At 38.6% G+C, this 17,402-nt stretch carries 15 protein-coding genes; 13 read left to right on the top strand and 2 right to left on the bottom strand.

All coding sequences use genetic code 11. The features are described 5' to 3' along the window. The first annotated feature begins 482 nt into the window (after nt 1-482). The 4 genes from DK857_RS07845 (at nt 483) to DK857_RS07830 (ending at nt 5,388) form a co-directional block, all read left to right on the top strand. On the top strand, nt 483-1,829 hold the full coding sequence (locus DK857_RS07845) for an NCS2 family permease (protein WP_109401919.1): 1,347 nt from the start codon (nt 483-485) through the stop codon (nt 1,827-1,829). A gap of 127 nt (nt 1,830-1,956) precedes the next feature. After that, complete coding sequence (locus tag DK857_RS07840) at nt 1,957-2,460, top strand: GNAT family N-acetyltransferase (RefSeq protein ID WP_109401918.1); 504 nt, start codon at nt 1,957-1,959, stop codon at nt 2,458-2,460. 403 nt (nt 2,461-2,863) lie between these two features. Beyond that, a complete protein-coding gene (locus tag DK857_RS07835) occupies nt 2,864-4,513 on the top strand; it encodes a Na+/H+ antiporter (protein WP_099660254.1) in 1,650 nt (549 codons plus the stop codon). Nucleotides 4,514-4,515: 2 nt separating this feature from the next. Then, nucleotides 4,516-5,388 (top strand): carboxylate/amino acid/amine transporter, encoded by an 873-nt coding sequence (locus DK857_RS07830; RefSeq protein ID WP_109394575.1) that lies wholly within the window; start codon nt 4,516-4,518, stop codon nt 5,386-5,388. Here DK857_RS07830 and metR read toward each other — a convergent pair. Beyond that, on the bottom strand, nt 5,303-6,256 hold the full coding sequence (metR, locus tag DK857_RS07825) for an HTH-type transcriptional regulator MetR (RefSeq protein WP_075672279.1): 954 nt from the start codon (nt 6,254-6,256) through the stop codon (nt 5,303-5,305). The genes DK857_RS07830 and metR overlap by 86 nt on opposite strands. 106 nt (nt 6,257-6,362) lie before the next feature. On the opposite strand from metR, the gene metE reads away from it, so the two are divergent. Both metE and DK857_RS07815 read left to right on the top strand, forming a co-directional pair. Next, nucleotides 6,363-8,636 (top strand): 5-methyltetrahydropteroyltriglutamate--homocysteine S-methyltransferase, encoded by a 2,274-nt coding sequence (gene metE, locus DK857_RS07820; RefSeq protein ID WP_109401917.1) that lies wholly within the window; start codon nt 6,363-6,365, stop codon nt 8,634-8,636. 181 nt (nt 8,637-8,817) lie between these two features. Beyond that, a complete protein-coding gene (locus tag DK857_RS07815; protein ID WP_109401916.1) occupies nt 8,818-9,645 on the top strand; it encodes a hypothetical protein in 828 nt (275 codons plus the stop codon). A gap of 78 nt (nt 9,646-9,723) precedes the next feature. Here the strand turns inward: DK857_RS07815 and DK857_RS07810 are convergent, their stop codons facing one another. After that, nucleotides 9,724-10,116 carry a YidB family protein gene (locus tag DK857_RS07810; RefSeq protein WP_109394569.1) on the bottom strand — a complete coding sequence of 131 codons (393 nt, stop codon included), beginning with the start codon at nt 10,114-10,116 and terminating at the stop codon, nt 9,724-9,726. 374 nt (nt 10,117-10,490) lie between these two features. Here DK857_RS07810 and udp point away from each other — a divergent pair, with 374 nt between their 5' ends. The 7 genes from udp (at nt 10,491) to ubiB (ending at nt 17,344) form a co-directional block, all read left to right on the top strand. Beyond that, a complete protein-coding gene (gene udp / locus DK857_RS07805) occupies nt 10,491-11,249 on the top strand; it encodes a uridine phosphorylase (RefSeq protein WP_023583501.1) in 759 nt (252 codons plus the stop codon). Between the two features lie 148 nt (nt 11,250-11,397). Further along, nucleotides 11,398-12,180 carry a tyrosine-protein phosphatase gene (locus tag DK857_RS07800; protein ID WP_109401915.1) on the top strand — a complete coding sequence of 261 codons (783 nt, stop codon included), beginning with the start codon at nt 11,398-11,400 and terminating at the stop codon, nt 12,178-12,180. Between the two features lie 71 nt (nt 12,181-12,251). Further along, the gene (locus tag DK857_RS07795; RefSeq protein WP_109394567.1) at nt 12,252-12,782 is read left to right on the top strand and encodes a DedA family protein; all 531 of its coding nucleotides are present in this window, start codon (nt 12,252-12,254) and stop codon (nt 12,780-12,782) included. A gap of 102 nt (nt 12,783-12,884) precedes the next feature. Continuing rightward, entirely contained in the window at nt 12,885-14,225 is a 1,341-nt protein-coding gene (rmuC, locus tag DK857_RS07790) for a DNA recombination protein RmuC (protein WP_109401914.1), read from the top strand. 83 nt (nt 14,226-14,308) lie between these two features. Next, on the top strand, nt 14,309-15,064 hold the full coding sequence (gene ubiE / locus DK857_RS07785) for a bifunctional demethylmenaquinone methyltransferase/2-methoxy-6-polyprenyl-1,4-benzoquinol methylase UbiE (protein WP_075672293.1): 756 nt from the start codon (nt 14,309-14,311) through the stop codon (nt 15,062-15,064). Nucleotide 15,065: 1 nt separating this feature from the next. Then, nucleotides 15,066-15,707, top strand: a complete 642-nt coding sequence (locus tag DK857_RS07780) for a ubiquinone biosynthesis accessory factor UbiJ (RefSeq protein ID WP_109401913.1) — start codon at nt 15,066-15,068, stop codon at nt 15,705-15,707. After that, complete coding sequence (gene ubiB / locus DK857_RS07775) at nt 15,707-17,344, top strand: ubiquinone biosynthesis regulatory protein kinase UbiB (protein WP_023583497.1); 1,638 nt, start codon at nt 15,707-15,709, stop codon at nt 17,342-17,344. Before DK857_RS07780 ends, ubiB begins: the two co-directional genes overlap by 1 nt. Nucleotides 17,345-17,402: the final 58 nt, after the last annotated feature.

Below are 17,402 nucleotides of genomic sequence, written 5' to 3'. Positions count from 1 at the left end.
AACGAATACTGCAAATCACTAATCGCCACACATAGGGAACGAGCGGTATTATTTATCTAAGCAACTTATTAAAGTTACTAATAATAGATAAATATACCTAGTTATTATCTTGTTTAAAATAAATCTAGTAAAAACAATTAATTAAGTTAACTTCTACTGTGGGATAAGAATGATATTGGATGATTGTACAAAAGTAGAATGATGAGGAAAGTAGGCAACTGCTTTCCTCTTTTTCCTTTTTTTCTGACTTTAAATTATCTTTTTATGACATTTTTATTAAAAATGTATTTTTTTGCTTGATTCTTACCCTAAAAGCACCAGATAATCGTTTGCGTCAAATTCTCTCACTCAATCCACACGAAAAACCAAACGTTTGCTTTTGACTCCCTCTTAAGATTTTTATCAATAAGAGGTTATTTTAATTTATACGTAATCGTTTTCGTTTTTTGGAGAGTGAACCGTTTTTATGTCAGAGGAATGTAATGTCTGCTAATCAATCAGCAACCACAGGTAAACTGGATAGCTATTTTAAACTTACAGCTCGCGGTACAACTGTTCGCAAAGAAATGATCGCCGGTTTGACGACATTTTTGGCGATGGTGTATTCCGTGATTGTTGTTCCTAGCATGTTAGGACAAGCCGGTTTTCCACATACCGCGGTTTTTATCGCAACCTGTTTAGTCGCGGGATTGGGCTCTCTTCTAATGGGATTGTGGGCAAATCTTCCTATGGCAATTGGTTGTGCTATTTCATTAACCGCATTTACTGCTTTCAGCTTGGTCTTAGGACAAAACATCTCTGTGCCTGTTGCTTTAGGTGCCGTGTTTTTAATGGGGTGTTTATTCACCGTATTCTCATTAACCGGCATTCGTACTTGGATCTTAAAAAATATTCCGACAGGTATTGCTCATGGTGCAGGAATAGGGATAGGTTTATTTTTACTTTTAATTGCTGCCAATAGTGTTGGGCTTGTCGTTAAAAACCCATTTGATGGTTTGCCTGTGGCAATGGGTAAATTCACTTCATTTTCTGTTCTGATGTCACTTGCAGGATTAGCCGCTATTTTCGGATTAGAAAAACGTAAAGTTCCGGGTGGTGTATTATTGGTGATTGTTGCCATTTCTATTATTGGGCTGATTTTCGATCCTAATGTGAAATATCAAGGCATCTTTAAAATGCCTCAATTAGGTGAAGATGGGCTTTCTTTATTGTTTGCGATGGATATTAAAGGTGCCTTACAGCCTTTAGTTTTACCAAGTGTTCTTGCGTTAGTGATGACTGCGATTTTTGATGCAACAGGGACTATCCGTGCCGTTGCCGGTCAAGCAAACTTATTAGATAAACGCGGACAAATTATTAATGGCGGAAAAGCACTGACTTCAGACTCCGTCAGTAGCATTTTTGCGGGTGTGATTGGTGCGGCTCCTGCTGCGGTTTATGTTGAATCAGCTGCAGGAACAGCCGCTGGTGGTAAAACAGGATTAACCGCAACAGTGGTAGGTATTTTATTTTTACTGATCCTTTTCTTATCACCTCTCTCTTATTTAGTTCCAGCTTATGCAACGGCACCTGCGTTAATGTATGTAGGTTTATTGATGCTAGGTAATGTCACTAAGTTAGATTTCAGTGATTTTGTTGATGCAATGTCAGGCATGGTATGTGCTGTGTTTATTGTTCTAACATGTAATATCGTCACCGGTATTATGTTAGGTTTCGGCTGTTTAGTGATTGGTCGTGTCTTTGCAGGTGAATGGCGAAAACTCAATATTGGTACAGTATTAATTACTATTGCTCTAGTGGCATTTTATGCGGGTGAGTGGGCAATTTAATTTGAATAATCGGTTTTAAAGACAAAAGGCGGAATATATTTTTATTCCGCCTTTTTGCTATTTATTTATCTACTTTTATTCGCTATTGTCGAAATTAAACCTAGTAATTAAATAGTTGGTCGAATATATGCAAAAAATAAAAATTCGCCATGGCGAACCAGACGACGCAGTCGCAATTCAACAGCTATATACACATCCTGATTTATATATTTGCACTTGCCAATTTCCTTTTCCTTCAGTCACAATGTGGAAAAAAAGATTACTCGAATTTACAGAACAAAATATTCCTAATTTTGTAGCAACTATTGATGGTCAAGTTGCGGGACATTTAGCTCTGATAATCGATAATCATCCTCGTCGTCGCCACATTGTCAGTTTTGGTATTGGTGTTGGCGCTGAATACTCTGGGAAAGGTGTCGGTAAGTTACTTATCAATACAGCAATTGATTATGCTTTCAATTGGTTAGCTGCCACACGATTAGAATTAGAAGTGTATTCAGATAACGAAAGAGGTTTGCATCTCTATAAGAAGTTAGGCTTTGAAGTTGAAGGTATACGCCGTAAAGCTGCCTTTAGAGAGGGTAAATATTGTGATGTTGTTATGATGTCGATGTTACGAACAATTGAATAATCATCAGCATTGTGTGTTCGCTCTCAAATTTAATCGTTAGTGTTATTTACCTATTATTTTTTACTTAATGACTTAAAATTTTACGTTTTTATATGATCTATTACGTTGCTTAAGCTGTAAAAGAGAAATAAAAAACGTATGCTTTCTATAATTAATGCCGTTAATAAATAAAGAGCAATAAATTGGGTACAATGTGCGGTGTTAGATACGATTAGTCTTAATTTTTAAATATTCTCACAGAGTCTGTGTGGGATTTGTTTAAAATAAGCGTAGAAGCATAGTAGAAGCATAGTAGAAGCATAGATAAAGAAAACTATGGTACGTGAATTTTACATAATGTGTTTCTTTATCTTTCGGTAGATTTTCCTTATTACAAGGATAAAAATAGGCATGTAAGGGTAACATGGAAATTTTCTTTACTATTTTAATTTTAATACTGGTGGTTTCAGTTTCGGGAGTTATTACAAAATTAATTCCCTTTCGTGTTCCGTTACCATTAATACAGATTGTGATAGGGGCTTTATTGGCATGGCCTCAGTTTGGTTTACATGTCACTTTTGATCCTGAATTGTTCCTCGTTCTATTGATCCCACCTTTGCTTTTTGTTGATGGTTGGAAAACACCGACACGAGAATTTATCCAAAATGGGCGTGAGATTTTTATTCTTGTGCTTGTTTTAGTGATGGTGACAGTCGTTGGTATCGGTTATCTGATTTATTGGATGATGCCAAGTATTCCTCTTATTTCTGCATTTGCATTAGCAGCCGTACTTTCGCCAACAGATGCGGTCGCACTTTCGTCCATTGTCGGCAAAGGGCGAATACCTAAGCGAATAATGGGTATTTTAGAAGGTGAAGCATTAATGAATGATGCTTCAGGTCTGGTTGCCTTGAAATTTGCGGTTGCTGTAGCAATGGGCACAATGGTGTTTACTGTTGGCGGTGCAACGCTAGAATTCTTTAAAGTTGCTGTGGGGGGGTTACTCGCAGGTATCGGAGTCACCTTGCTTTACAGTAAATCTCTACGATTAATGAGTCGTTGGAGTGGAGACGATCCTGCTACACAAATCGTCTTTATGTTGCTGTTGCCTTTTGCCTCTTATCTTATTGCAGAACATATTGGTTTTTCAGGTATTTTGGCCGCTGTTGCCGCTGGTATGACTATCAGTAAATCAGGCGTTATTCGCAATGCACCTCTTGCAATGCGTTTACGTGCTGACAGCGTGTGGTCAATGCTTGAATTTGTTTTTAACGGCCTTGTTTTTATCATGCTTGGCTTACAACTTCCTATTATCTGGACCAGCTCTGTTATTCAAGCAGATCTTGACCCTGAAGTTGAAGTCTGGATGTTGTTTGCAGCAGTTTTCGTTATCTACTTTGCACTGTTGATCCTGCGATTTACCTGGTTATGGCTAATGAAGAAAATTAGTAGGATCTTTATGAAAAAGCACCCACTCGATTTCGCTAATTATACAACGCGTGAGTTGTGGCTATCGTCATTTGCTGGTGTTCGTGGTGCTATTACGCTTGCGGGTGCGCTATCTATTCCACTATTTTTAACCGATGGCAGTACATTCCCGGGGCGTTATCAAATTATCTTTATTGCTGCTGGCGTTATTTTACTGTCGATTTTAGTGGGTATTATTTCTCTTCCTTTCCTATTAAAAGGCGTGAAAGCAACCGACAAAGAAGCTGACAAAAATGAAGTTCGTTATGCACGTAAAGTGATGGCTGAAGTGGCAATTGTCAGCCTGAATAAAATGGAAGAGCGCTTAGCAGCAAGTACAGAAGAACAGTTAGATGCTGAAGAAATTAATGAAGTTGCTTCGCGTGTAACGGGTTATCTAAGACGTAGAACCGCTGATCAAGATGAAATGGTTCATAACATGTTAGAAGAAGATCTCGAAAGACGCTTTCGCCTAACGGCTTTACGCGCTGAACGTGGTGAGCTTTACCATCTAAGAGCAACACGAAAAATCAGTAATGAAACCCTTCAATTATTGCTGCATGAGTTAGATTTAATGGAAGCGTTGTTAGTAGAGAAAGATAATTAATTATGTGGTTGCTTGTTATTACAACCCTGTTGTGGGCGGCCTCTTTTAGCCTGATCGGCGAGTATCTCGCGGGTCAGGTTGATAGCTGGCTCTCTGTTTTGATCCGAGTTTCTTTGGCGGCTTTGGTCTTCTTGCCTTTCTTACGCTGGAAGGGAATTCGCTTTAAGGTGATTTTGCTTTATATGCTCGTGGGGGCTTGCCAACTCGGTATTATGTATCTGTTTGTCTTCCACGCTTATAACTATTTGACTGTTGCTGAATTTTTACTTTTTACTGTATTAACACCGCTTTATGTCACGCTAATTTATGATTTATTAGAGCGTCAGAAATTACGTTGGGGTTATGCATTTAGCTCATTATTAGCAGTATTAGGTGCGGCAATTATTCGCTATGACCATTTAAGTGATGATTTTTGGTATGGATTGTTATTAGTGCAACTGGCTAATATTTTCTTTGCTATTGGTCAGGTGGGTTATAAACGGTTAATGGAAGTACATCCTATTCCTCAACATCATGCATTTTCTTGGTTTTATCTTGGTGCAGTTGCGGTTTCATTAGTTGGTGCATTGTTTTTTGCCGATTGGCAGAAAATGCCAACAACATCGCTACAATGGGGGGTTTTACTCTGGTTAGGGATTGGCGCTTCTGGAATAGGGTATTTCATGTGGAACTATGGTGCCACACAAGTAGATGCTGGAACCTTAGCTATTATGAATAACATGATGGTTCCAGCAGGGTTATTAGTGAATTTCTCTATTTGGCAACAACATCCAGATTGGCCAAGTTTCATCATAGGCGCGAGCCTGATTGTTGCATCACTTTGGATCCATCGACGCTGGATACGCCGACCTGCTTTACAAAAGGAAGATTGTTAACAGCGTGCTGACCTGATAAGCGAATAAACTCTCGAATTGCCGGTTGATGTTGCTCTCCACTACGGTTAGCGGCATATAACCGGCTCCATAATCCCTCTCCTAATGTTTTTGTAACAACTAATCCTTGTTTTTCAAAGTTCTCAACAGCCCAATGAGGTAACGCAGCAATACCCATACCGGCTGCAACCATTTGAATTAATAACAACGTATTATCGACGTGTTTAAAATGTGGTGTGATCCCTGCTGGTTGCAAGAAATGGCGCCATACATCAAAGCGCTCTCTTTGTACGGGATAAATAAACAGGGTTTCTGCAATTAAATCTTGTGGCTGAATATGTAAGCGATTAGCAAGAGGATGGTCTGGCGATAAAACTAATTTCACTTCATAGTCAAATAACGGAGTGTAATGTAAACGAGGATCATCCAAGATATCGGAGGTTAGCACCACATCTAATTCACGCTGTAATAGTGCGGGTTGTGGATCGAATGTCACTCCCGAATGAAAATCAACAGTCACTTCAGGCCATGTTTGACGATATTGCTGTAATGCAGGCGTTAACCATTGAATACAACTATGGCATTCGATAGCAATATTCAAATTCACACTACCCGGCTCATTACACGCTTCAATCGCCCTACGAACGATAGGCAATACTTCTTCTGCTAATTTAACGAGCACTTCCCCTTGTGAAGTAAAGCGCAGTGGTTGGCTTTTACGTACAAAAATTCGATAACCAAGGCGATGTTCTAATTCACTAAATTGATGTGAAAGAGCCGATTGTGTTTGATGCAATTGATTTGCTGCATTGGCAAGAGAGCCTGTGTGCTTCAATGCTAAGATCGTTTTTAAATGTTTTATTTCTATCATGAGAAACCTTCAGGTTGTTGATGAAAAATTTGCGCTTGTGATTTATACACTACCTGTAGATTATGGATGTGTAAACATCTAGACGGCTAAAAACAGGATTTTAATTATGACAATTCGCAATCACACACTCGGTTTCCCTCGTATTGGCTTAGATAGAGAGCTCAAAAAGGCGCAAGAAAATTATTGGGCAGGCAAGATTTCACAGGAAGAATTGGTTGCAGTGGGTAAAGCACTTCGCGCTCGCCATTGGCAACAGCAGGCAGATGCAGGTGTTGAATTATTACCTGTCGGCGATTTTGCTTGGTATGACCAAGTGTTAGGTACAAGCCTATTGTTAGGCAACGTACCACCTCGTCATCGTAATGAAGATGGTTCGCTTGATCTTGATACTCTATTTAGAGTTGCTCGTGGCAGAGCACCAACAGGTAAACCTGTAGCTGCATCTGAAATGACGAAATGGTTCAATACTAACTATCACTATATCGTACCGGAATTTCAGCAAGGTCAGTCATTTACCCTTGCATGGAAAGAATTGCTAGAGGAAGTTGATGAAGCATTAGCACTAGGTCATAAAGTAAAACCCGTTTTACTCGGTCCTGTGACTTACTTGTGGTTAGGTAAAGTGAAAGGCCCTGAATTTGATAGATTAACGCTGTTAAAAGATATTCTTCCTATCTATCAACAAGTTATTTCTGTATTAAAAGAAAAAGGCATTGAGTGGGTGCAAATTGATGAGCCTGCACTGGTACTGGATTTACCTGTCGAATGGCAAAATGCATACCAAACAGCTTATCAAGCATTAACGGGGCAAGTTAAATTACTGCTAACAACCTATTTTGATGGTATTTCTCATCATCTTGATATTATTAAAAATTTACCTGTTAATGGGCTTCATGTTGATATTTCAGCTGGGCAAGATGATTTGCAACATTTACACCAAGCGTTACCTAAAGATTGGGTACTGTCATTAGGTGCCATTAATGGTCGAAATGTTTGGAAAGCAGATTTAAGTACACGTTATCAGCAAGTGATTGCGCTAAAAAATAAACGTCCTTTGTGGATCGGAACATCCTGTTCATTACTGCATAGCCCAATTGATTTAAATGCAGAGACAAAACTTGATGATGAAGTAAAAAGCTGGTTTGCTTTCGCAGTTCAGAAGTGTGAAGAAGTGGCTTTATTAGCGAACGCATTGAATGCGCCAGACGGTGAGTATGATGAACAATTGGCACAATACAGTGCACCAATTCGTCAACGTCAGCACTCGACTCGTGTGCATAATGCAACAGTTGAAGCTCGTTTACAGGCAATTGAAGCACAAGATAGTGAAAGAAATTCACCTTATACTCAACGTGCAGAAGTACAACGAGCTCGATTTAATCTGCCATTATGGCCAACCACTACGATTGGCTCATTCCCACAAACAACAGAAATTCGTACTGTTCGTTTAGATTTTAAGAAAGGGCGTATTGATACGGCAGCTTATCGCACAAATATCAGTGAGCATATTAAGCAAGCAATAACGGAGCAAGAAAACCTAGGCCTCGATGTATTAGTTCATGGTGAAGCTGAACGTAACGACATGGTGGAATATTTTGGTGAGCATTTTGATGGCTATGTCTTTACACAGAATGGCTGGGTACAAAGTTATGGCTCACGTTGTGTAAAACCACCAGTGATTATCGGCGATATTAGTCGTCCTGAAGCGATTACTGTAGATTGGGCAACGTATGCGCAATCATTAACGGAAAAACCAGTCAAAGGAATGTTAACAGGGCCAGTGACAATTTTATGTTGGTCATTCCCTCGTGAAGATGTGACGCGTGAAACCATTGCAAAACAGATTGCGTTAGCACTGCGTGATGAAGTAGATGATTTACAGAAAGCGGGTATTGGTATTATTCAAATTGATGAACCAGCTTTACGTGAGGGATTACCACTGCGTCGTAATGAGTGGCAGGCTTACCTTGATTGGGCCGTTGATGCCTTTAAATTAAGTGCCGCTGTTGCTGATGATGAAACACAAATTCACACGCATATGTGTTATTGCGAGTTTAATGACATCATGGATTCTATTGCGGCACTGGATGCGGATGTTATTACTATTGAAACTTCACGTTCAGATATGGAGCTGTTAGAAGCCTTTGAACACTTTGATTATCCAAATGAAATTGGACCAGGTGTTTACGATATTCATTCACCTAATGTGCCAAATGTGGAATGGATCGTTGGTTTATTAAGAAAAGCGCAATCTCGAATTCCTGCAGAGCGTTTATGGGTGAATCCAGATTGTGGATTAAAAACACGAGGCTGGCCTGAAACACGCGCAGCATTAGCGAATATGGTTGAGGCGGCTAAGTATTTGCGTCAGAGCATATAATAAAATAATTAATCGTTCATTAGCCTGTTATTTTTGACCTGTTACTTTAGATAAGTCGCATAGTCAAAATAGCAGGCTAAATTTATATAAAATAAAAAAGAAAGGTATTCATTAAAACTTAGAGTAAATCTGATTATTGATATTCATTAGAGTTGCTATACTGCGAAAACTCTCTATTTTTATGGATATAATTATTGTGCAAACTAGCATTAAACTTTCGGATAAAGTATTAGATGCTTTTCCATCTCGATCTTTGAAATTAGTTCCACTAAGAGGAGACGGTGGATTATTTCGCACCTTATTCTTAGTTATTTTCATGCTAGCAATGACGGTATTTAGTGCTTATCAAATTCCCAATATTCTTTATGATTATAAGATCAGTGAGAATGCAGTACCTGTTGATGCTACGGTGAAGGGTTCTTGTCGCTCGCAACTCTTTGTTCTGACTAACTGTAGTGTTGATTTACGTTATAAAGGTAATGAAGTTTCGCGTAATTTTACTTTTTTAGATTTAGGTCCCAAAGATGTGTTAGTTGAACCCGTCGTTGATGCAAATGATCTAAGTAAAATGACCGTTGATGTGGCGATAGATAATGTTTGGCTTCGGTTAATTAGCTCTATTATTTTTATCGGCTTATTTGGTTTTAGTGTGATCTTTTTTATTTATCGTCAAATACTGACGAGTAAAGTAAGAAAAGCATTATTATCAGTGGGAACTCAGCCTTTAAAATTAATAGCTATTCCCGCAAAAATGGTTGTGAGTAATAAGCAATTTATTGCCACTTATCATCTTAATTTAGAGGGTAAAGATATCCGTATCGCTTATTCAGGAAATAAGAAAACACCTCCTATTGTAATTGAGCAAAATGGAAATACTTATGTATTAGCCGTTTATTCGCCACAACAGAATATCCCTTATGCTTTAGATGTGCCTTTAGAGCGCATTCAGGCAACGCCTGAAGAGAAACAACGTTTTCATGAAGCGTTGATTGAAGAAGGTTTGCTGTAATCAACTTTGATTATTAAGAATGTGATGCGTTTTCTCTTATGAAATGTAAGGGAAAACGCATTAAAACACTTTGTTTATTTAGCCACCGAAAATCTTCGCTTTTAAAATATCCATACCAGCACTGACTAAATCTAAATCTTGAGGTATAACGCCATCCGGAGTGACTTTATCAATTAATTTAGGTAAGTATTGCGCAGCCATTTCAGAAGCTTCAGTCGCATTTAAATTAATTTTTGACGCCAGTTCGTTAATAACAGGGGATGAAAAAACCGCTACGATTTGTTCAGCACTGATAGGTAAATTGGTATTGGTACTTATCCAAGATTGAATAAGCTCACTTAAACCCGCTGTATCAAATTGCTTTACTAAGCCTTCAATACCACCTTGAGATCCAATCCACTCAAGGACAGTTTTATATTGATTGATTTTTTCGCCACCTAGTAGGCTCGCAATTTGGTTAAATAAGCTCATGTTTACTCCAGTGACGATGTGTTTGTCACATTAGGTGTTTATATTTTAAGGGCGGGTAGTGTACGCGTTTTAAAGCTACTCGTCATACTTTGAGTTTTAAGAGTATATATTTGATAGGGTGTTTATTGCATCTATACTAGTAATTAGGATGGATGTATGAGTATCGTGAATGATTGAAGTCAGCGAATATTGATAATATATTCGCTGAAAATGTATTTTTAATGCTGTTTTTCGCGACATCGATCACAATTTTATGAAATTGTTACTTTGCTTAGTGTCTCGTAAGTGATGTTGGTCACTAAAAAAGTCTAAAAAACTGATACAGTAACTTTTAATTTAATGATCATTGGTTTTGTCCCATTGAGGAGTCCGATATGTCTGATGTATTTCACTTAGGTTTAACCAAAAATGACCTACAGGGTGCCACTTTAGCAATTGTTCCAGGTGATCCTAAGCGTGTCGAAAAAATTGCAAAATTAATGGATAACCCAGTTCATCTGGCTTCTTTACGTGAATACACGTCATGGCGTGGCGAAATTGATGGCAAAGCTGTCATTGTTTGCTCAACAGGTATCGGTGGTCCATCTACCTCTATCGCAGTTGAAGAATTAGCACAGTTAGGTATCCGTACTTTTTTACGTATTGGTACAACAGGTGCAATTCAAGAGCATATCAATGTAGGTGATATTCTTGTCACTACTGCTGCGGTTCGTTTAGATGGCGCAAGCTTACATTTCGCACCAATGGAATTCCCAGCTGTTTCTGATTTTGAATGTATGAACGCACTGTACAAAGCCGCTAAAGACAATGGTTCAACTGTACACGTAGGTGTTACTGCATCTTCAGATACATTCTATCCAGGACAAGAGCGTTACGACACCTATACAGGCCGCGTTGTTCGCCGTTTCAAAGGCTCTATGAAAGAGTGGCAAGAAATGGGCGTAATGAACTATGAAATGGAATCTGCAACATTATTAACAATGTGTGCAAGCCAAGGTTTACGTGCAGGTATGGTTGCGGGTGTTATCGTAAATCGTACTCAACAAGAAATTCCAGATGCGGAATTACTGAAGAAAACTGAAAATAATGCACTAGGCATCGTTATCGAAGCCGCTCGCATTTTAATGAAATAAGTCTTTTTTAATCAAATATGAAAGCCCTTAATACATAAGTATTAAGGGCTTTTTTTGTATGGTAATTCATTACGTTAATGTGTTAACAGGCGCTAATTTCTGTTAAGGTCTTTGAGGTCTTAACAATACAACAATGAGAAGAGGCATTATGACTGATATATTACAAACACATCCTTCGGTGTTGCCTTTAGTCGGCGGAATTAACTTTCGTGATTTAGGCGGTAAAAAATTGAGTAATGGTGGTGTTATTAAACCTGGAATGCTCTTCCGCTCTGGCTCGCTGGATAGATTAACCAATACAGACCAATCTCTTCTCATTGATAAAAATCTTTTTCAAATCATTGATTATCGTGATAGTGGCGAAATTGTTGATAAACCCGACCGTGTCTGGGACGGTGCGCAATATTATCATGCTCCTGCCAATCCGTTATCTAAAGAAGTCTCTGCCAATCTTGAAAAGCTGACGCCTGAAATACTCGAGCAATTTGATGCTAAAGCTTTTATGTTTCAGCTATATAAATTGTTACCTATTAATAACCCTGCCTATAAACAATTAGCTACGTTATTAACGCAACCCGAAAAAGGGGGCGTAGTGCAACACTGTGCAGTAGGTAAAGATAGAACAGGTGTTGGCTCAGCTTTAGTGTTATTCGCACTCGGTGCATCTTTAGATGTGGTAATGGAAGATTACTTGCTAACCAATGAAACATTAGCGCCTTATCGCGCTTATCTTTTAGAAGAACATGCCAAAACAATGAGTGATAACATTGTTGATAAATTTGCCTATGTTTATTCGGTACAAGAAGAGTTTCTGCAAACGGCATTAGCGAGTATTAATCAGCATTACGGTAATGTGGATACTTGGCTAGAAAAAGATATCGGTTTAGATGTTTCTAGCCGAGATGCCTTACAAAATTATTTTCTAGAATAATGAAGTGATTTATATTCGGTTAATCAGGATATTTTATTTCACTTAGGTTAACTGAATTTAAGGTCTCTATTTTGACAGTACAAGACATTATTCATACCATCACTCTCTTTGTAAAAGAGCACGAGTTCTGGGCTATTCCGATCGTGTTCTTTCTTGCTTTCGGTGAGTCACTCGCGTTTATCTCTTTGCTTATTCCCGCCACGGTTATTTTATTGGGGTTAGGTGCCTTAATTGGTGAGAGTGGTCTGTTTTTTTGGCCGATTTGGCTTGCCGCTGCATTAGGCGCTTTCTTTGGTGATTGGGTATCGTACTGGGTAGGGTTTCACTATAAAGAGGGTGTGAAAAATTTATGGCCAATTTCACGTTCACCACAAACATTGGTTAGAGGTCACCAATTCTTTAATCGCTGGGGAATTTGGGGTGTGTTTATTGGACGCTTTTTTGGGCCTTTTCGTGCAATTGTCCCGTTAGTTGCGGGTATTTGTGCGATGCCACAACGTTATTTTCAAATTGCTAATTTAACATCAGCCATGATTTGGGCTTTTGGCATTTTGGCGCCCGGTGCTTTTGGTTTGCAATGGCTTGCGAAATGGATGGGATAACTGCGTCCTTTATCGCAAATCAAGCCATGATGTAAATTGTTGCTAGACAATATTACCTATGCGTTTTAACGTAGCCCGCTGGAAAGTAAAAAGGTCACTTTAGTGGATATTCAGTTGTTATATGGGATCATTGGTTTATTAGGTGGTGTACTTGTTGGAGGCGCGCTGGTTTGGTGGTCTATCCAACAACGTTTATCCGATAAAGAAGCCATGCTACGTGAAAATCACACACAGCTTGCTATCGCCCAAGAAAAAGCGGTAATTATCCCTTCTTTACAACAACATATAGAACAATTAGAGCAAGAATTACGAGCTCAGCGAGAAATTATTACTTCTCAAGAAGCTGAATTAAGAGAAGTGACAACTCGCTGGGAAGAAAGCCGAATATCCGCAGAAGAAAAACAACGATTATTAATAAATAGTGAGCAACGGCTTGCAACGCAGTTTGAGAACTTAGCTAATCGTATTTTCGAACAAAGTGGACGTAAAGCTGAAGAGTTAAATCGCCAAGGATTGACGCACTTACTTTCCCCCTTTCGTGAACAGCTCGAAAGCTTTCGGCGACAAGTTCAAGATGGTTTTGGGCAAGAAGCCAGAGAACGACATACCTTGGTTCATGAAATTCGCCAGCTTCAACAATTGAATGTAAAAATGGCGCAAGAAGCCGTTAACTTAACCAATGCCTTAAAAGGGGATAATAAAGTTCAAGGCAACTGGGGTGAGACGGTATTAGCACGTATATTAGAGTCTTCAGGATTACGTGAAGGTCACGAATTTGAAACACAGGTGAGTATTCGACATGAAAATGGTAGTCGCTATCAACCTGATGTAATTGTGCATCTACCTCATGGTAGAGATGTTATTATCGACGCTAAAATGTCACTGGTGGCATATGAAAAGTATTTTAGTAGTGATAATGATAGTGAACGTAAACAAGCGCTTTATGCACATGTGAACTCAATTAAAGCGCATATTAAAGGATTGAGTGTAAAAGATTATCATAAACTACCAGGTGTAATGTCTTTAGACTATGTTTTAATGTTTATACCTATTGAGCCCGCTTATCTTGTTGCAATTGGTCATTCTCCAGACTTGCTAGAAGAAGCATTGAAAAACAATATTATGTTAGTTGGGCCATCTACTTTACTTGTTGCTTTGCGTACAATAGCCGCATTGTGGCGTTATGAATATCAAAGCCAAAATGCGCAAGAAATTGCAGACAGAGCGGCTAAAATGTATGACAAATTAAGACTTTTCGTTGATGATATGCAAGGGCTAGGAAATAGTATTCAAAAAGCGCAGTCTGGCTATCTATTAGCGATGAAAAAACTCTCTGAAGGTCGTGGAAATCTAATCAGTCAAGCGGAAGGCTTTAAATCCTTAGGGGTTGAGATAAAAAAAACGATTGATAATGATCTCATTGAAAAATCAGCATCTGATTGATTTGATAAAATAAAGAGATAAAGATTTCTGAAAACGACCAGTACTGAATTTACTAAATTTTGATTAATTAGCGGGCAAATAATATGACTCAACAAACTAAGGAAACAACAGATTTTGGTTTCCAAACCGTTGACAAAGATGATAAACAAACCATGGTTGCAAGGGTTTTTCACTCTGTCGCGTCTAAGTATGATTTAATGAATGACTTGATGTCTTTTGGTGTTCACCGCATTTGGAAACGTTATACCATTGAAGCAAGTGGTGTTAGACGTAACCAACGTGTCCTTGACCTTGCTGGTGGTACTGGTGATTTAACAGCTAAATTTTCTCGTCTTGTGGGTGAAAACGGAGAAGTTGTTTTAGCTGATATCAATGACTCTATGTTGAAAATGGGGCGTGAAAAGCTACGCGATCACGGTATTGTGGGTAATGTTAACTATGTACAGGCAAATGCTGAAGAGTTACCTTTCCCTGATAACCATTTTGACTGCATCACTATCTCCTTTGGCTTACGTAATGTGACTGATAAAGCGAAAGCTTTACGTTCTATGTTCCGTGTATTAAAGCCAGGTGGACGTCTGTTGGTGCTAGAATTCTCTAAACCTGTTCTTGATCCTTTAAGCAAGATTTATGATGCTTACTCTTTTCATATCCTACCAAAAATTGGTCAAGTGATTGTGAATGATGCTGAAAGTTACCGTTATTTAACGGAGTCAATTCGTATGCATCCAGACCAAGAAACACTAAAAGGTATGATGGAAGAAGCCGGATTTGATCAAGTTACCTATACCAATATGACCGGAGGTATAGTTGCCTTACACAAAGGATTTAAATTCTGAGATGGAAAAAGCCACTTTTTCTCATGATATTGCTTCTCAAGTACTGTATCCGCTACTAACAGCATCAATGGAAACAGCACTTAATCACGTTTTATATCAGGAAAATGTGCTTAAACCTGCCCGCAATCGTCTTGCGGGCAAAGTGTTGGCGCTTTCTATCAATGAGTTTCCTCGTTCCATCTACTTAGTCTTTAGTGAACAACAAGTTGACGTATTAAGTCAGTGGGATGATGAAACTGATTGTTTGATAAAAACAAAATTATTAACCCTGATTAAGCTTCGTGACCGTCAAAAAATGTCAGAACTAATTAACCGTGGTGATATCACTATTGATGGTGATATGCAGGTTGTTCAAAATTGGTCTGCATTATTGGATATGGCGCAGTGGGACCCCGCGCAATATTTAGCACCTTATATCGGTGATATTGCGGCACAAAGTCTGACTGTTGTTGCAGGAAAGGGGGTTCAGTTATTTTCTTCACTCTTAAGTCACCAAAAAGATTATTTACGTGACGCATTAATTGAAGAGTGGAAAACCGCACCTAGTGCATTAGAAACAATCCATTTTTATGATGAAATAGAAGAACTTGCACAGCAAACAGCCGAGCTGGAAAAACGGTTAGGCACATTGGAGAAAAAATAATGCTCCTTAGTGAGTTAAAGCGCCTCTATCATATTATTCAGGTATTTTTATCTTATGGGCTTGATGAGTTAATTCCTAAACACCGAATTACTTTACCTGCAAGATTAGGATGCCGAGCACTATTTTGGATCAAAAATAAACATCCAGAAAAACCATTAGGTGAACGCTTACGACTCGCATTGCAAACATTAGGCCCTGTTTGGATTAAATTAGGCCAAATGTTATCAACTCGACGTGATCTTTTCCCTCCTCAAATCGCTGACCAGCTTGCTTTATTGCAAGACAAAGTTGCTCCTTTTGATGGTAAGAAAGCACGACAATATATCGAAAACTCATTTGGTGGCCCTATCGACCAATGGTTTGATGATTTTGATGAAACTCCACTGGCTTCAGCCTCTATTGCGCAGGTTCACACTGCAAAATTAAAAGAAAACGGCAAAGAAGTGGTACTAAAGGTTATTCGCCCTGATATTCAACCAGTGATAAAAGCAGATATTCGTTTGATGTATCGCTTGGCAAATTTATTACCGTTTTTGCCTGATGGTCGTCGTTTACGACCAAAAGAGGTGATCCGCGAATACGAAAAAACATTACTCGATGAGCTAAATTTACTGCGTGAAGCGGCTAATGCTATTCAATTACGTCGTAATTTTGAAAATAGCTCTATGCTGTATATTCCTGAAGTGTATTCAGATTATTGCCATGAAAATGTGATGGTAATGGAGCGTATTTATGGTATTCCCGTTTCTGACATTGAAGCGTTGAATGCACAAAAGACGAATATGAAGCTTCTTGCAGAGCGTGGTGTAAAAGTCTTTTTCACTCAGGTGTTTAGAGACAGTTTTTTCCATGCTGATATGCATCCTGGTAATGTGTTTATTAGCTATGATCACCCTGAAAATCCATATTATATCGGTATTGATTGCGGTATCGTTGGCTCATTAAATAAAGAAGATAAACGCTATTTAGCTGAGAATTTCTTAGCATTCTTTAACCGCGATTATCGGAAAGTTGCAGAGTTACATGTTGATTCAGGCTGGGTACCAGCAGATACCAATGTAGAAGATTTTGAATTTGCGATCCGTACTGTGTGTGAGCCTATTTTTGAAAAACCACTTTCTGAGATCTCATTTGGGCATGTGTTACTTAACCTTTTCAATACAGCTCGTCGTTTCAATATGGAAGTACAACCGCAGTTAGTTTTACTTCAAAAAACATTGCTTTATGTTGAAGGATTGGGTCGCCAGCTATACCCACAATTGGATTTATGGAAAACGGCAAAACCTTTCTTAGAAGATTGGTTACATAGTCAGATTGGTATCACGGCACTAGTGAATGGTATAAAGAGCAAAGCACCTTACTGGATTGAAAAAATGCCAGAGATACCAGAGTTGGTTTATGATAGTCTGAAGCAACATAAAAATATGAAGTTAACGCTAGACAAATTGACGGAACAAATAAGTTCGCAAAGAGTCAAACAGAGACAGTCTCTATTTTTATTGGGTATAGGTACAACACTGTTTTTATGCGGTAGCCTGTTTTTTGTTTCTGGTTTTAAAACATTATTCAGTGTTTTTATCAGTTTAGGTCTTCTTGCATGGATTTTGGGTTGGTTTAGATCTGGTAATGCACAATAAAAACACATCAAAGTTTGTCTTTGAGCAAGTTAAAAGATGAATTCGGGATTCCCGAAAA

It is taken from the genome of Proteus terrae, from assembly GCF_003144325.1.
In the GTDB taxonomy this organism is placed as follows: Bacteria; Pseudomonadota; Gammaproteobacteria; order Enterobacterales; family Enterobacteriaceae; genus Proteus; species Proteus terrae.
The sequence above is the reverse complement of the archived record's forward strand: the minus strand, read 5'-3'. Positions and strand labels throughout refer to the sequence as shown.

Bases quoted from the DNA above. Each gene is read 5' to 3' on its own strand.
- DK857_RS07845 (WP_109401919.1), top strand. From the start codon at position 483: ATGTCTGCTAATCAATCAGCAACCACAGGTAAACTGGATAGCTATTTT.
- DK857_RS07840 (WP_109401918.1), top strand. From the start codon at position 1,957: ATGCAAAAAATAAAAATTCGCCATGGCGAACCAGACGACGCAGTCGCA.
- DK857_RS07835 (WP_099660254.1), top strand. From the start codon at position 2,864: ATGGAAATTTTCTTTACTATTTTAATTTTAATACTGGTGGTTTCAGTT.
- DK857_RS07830 (WP_109394575.1), top strand. From the start codon at position 4,516: ATGTGGTTGCTTGTTATTACAACCCTGTTGTGGGCGGCCTCTTTTAGC.
- metR (WP_075672279.1), bottom strand. From the start codon at position 6,256: ATGATAGAAATAAAACATTTAAAAACGATCTTAGCATTGAAGCACACA.
- metE (WP_109401917.1), top strand. From the start codon at position 6,363: ATGACAATTCGCAATCACACACTCGGTTTCCCTCGTATTGGCTTAGAT.
- DK857_RS07815 (WP_109401916.1), top strand. From the start codon at position 8,818: ATGGATATAATTATTGTGCAAACTAGCATTAAACTTTCGGATAAAGTA.
- DK857_RS07810 (WP_109394569.1), bottom strand. From the start codon at position 10,116: ATGAGCTTATTTAACCAAATTGCGAGCCTACTAGGTGGCGAAAAAATC.
- udp (WP_023583501.1), top strand. From the start codon at position 10,491: ATGTCTGATGTATTTCACTTAGGTTTAACCAAAAATGACCTACAGGGT.
- DK857_RS07800 (WP_109401915.1), top strand. From the start codon at position 11,398: ATGACTGATATATTACAAACACATCCTTCGGTGTTGCCTTTAGTCGGC.
- ubiE (WP_075672293.1), top strand. From the start codon at position 14,309: ATGACTCAACAAACTAAGGAAACAACAGATTTTGGTTTCCAAACCGTT.
- DK857_RS07780 (WP_109401913.1), top strand. From the start codon at position 15,066: ATGGAAAAAGCCACTTTTTCTCATGATATTGCTTCTCAAGTACTGTAT.
- ubiB (WP_023583497.1), top strand. From the start codon at position 15,707: ATGCTCCTTAGTGAGTTAAAGCGCCTCTATCATATTATTCAGGTATTT.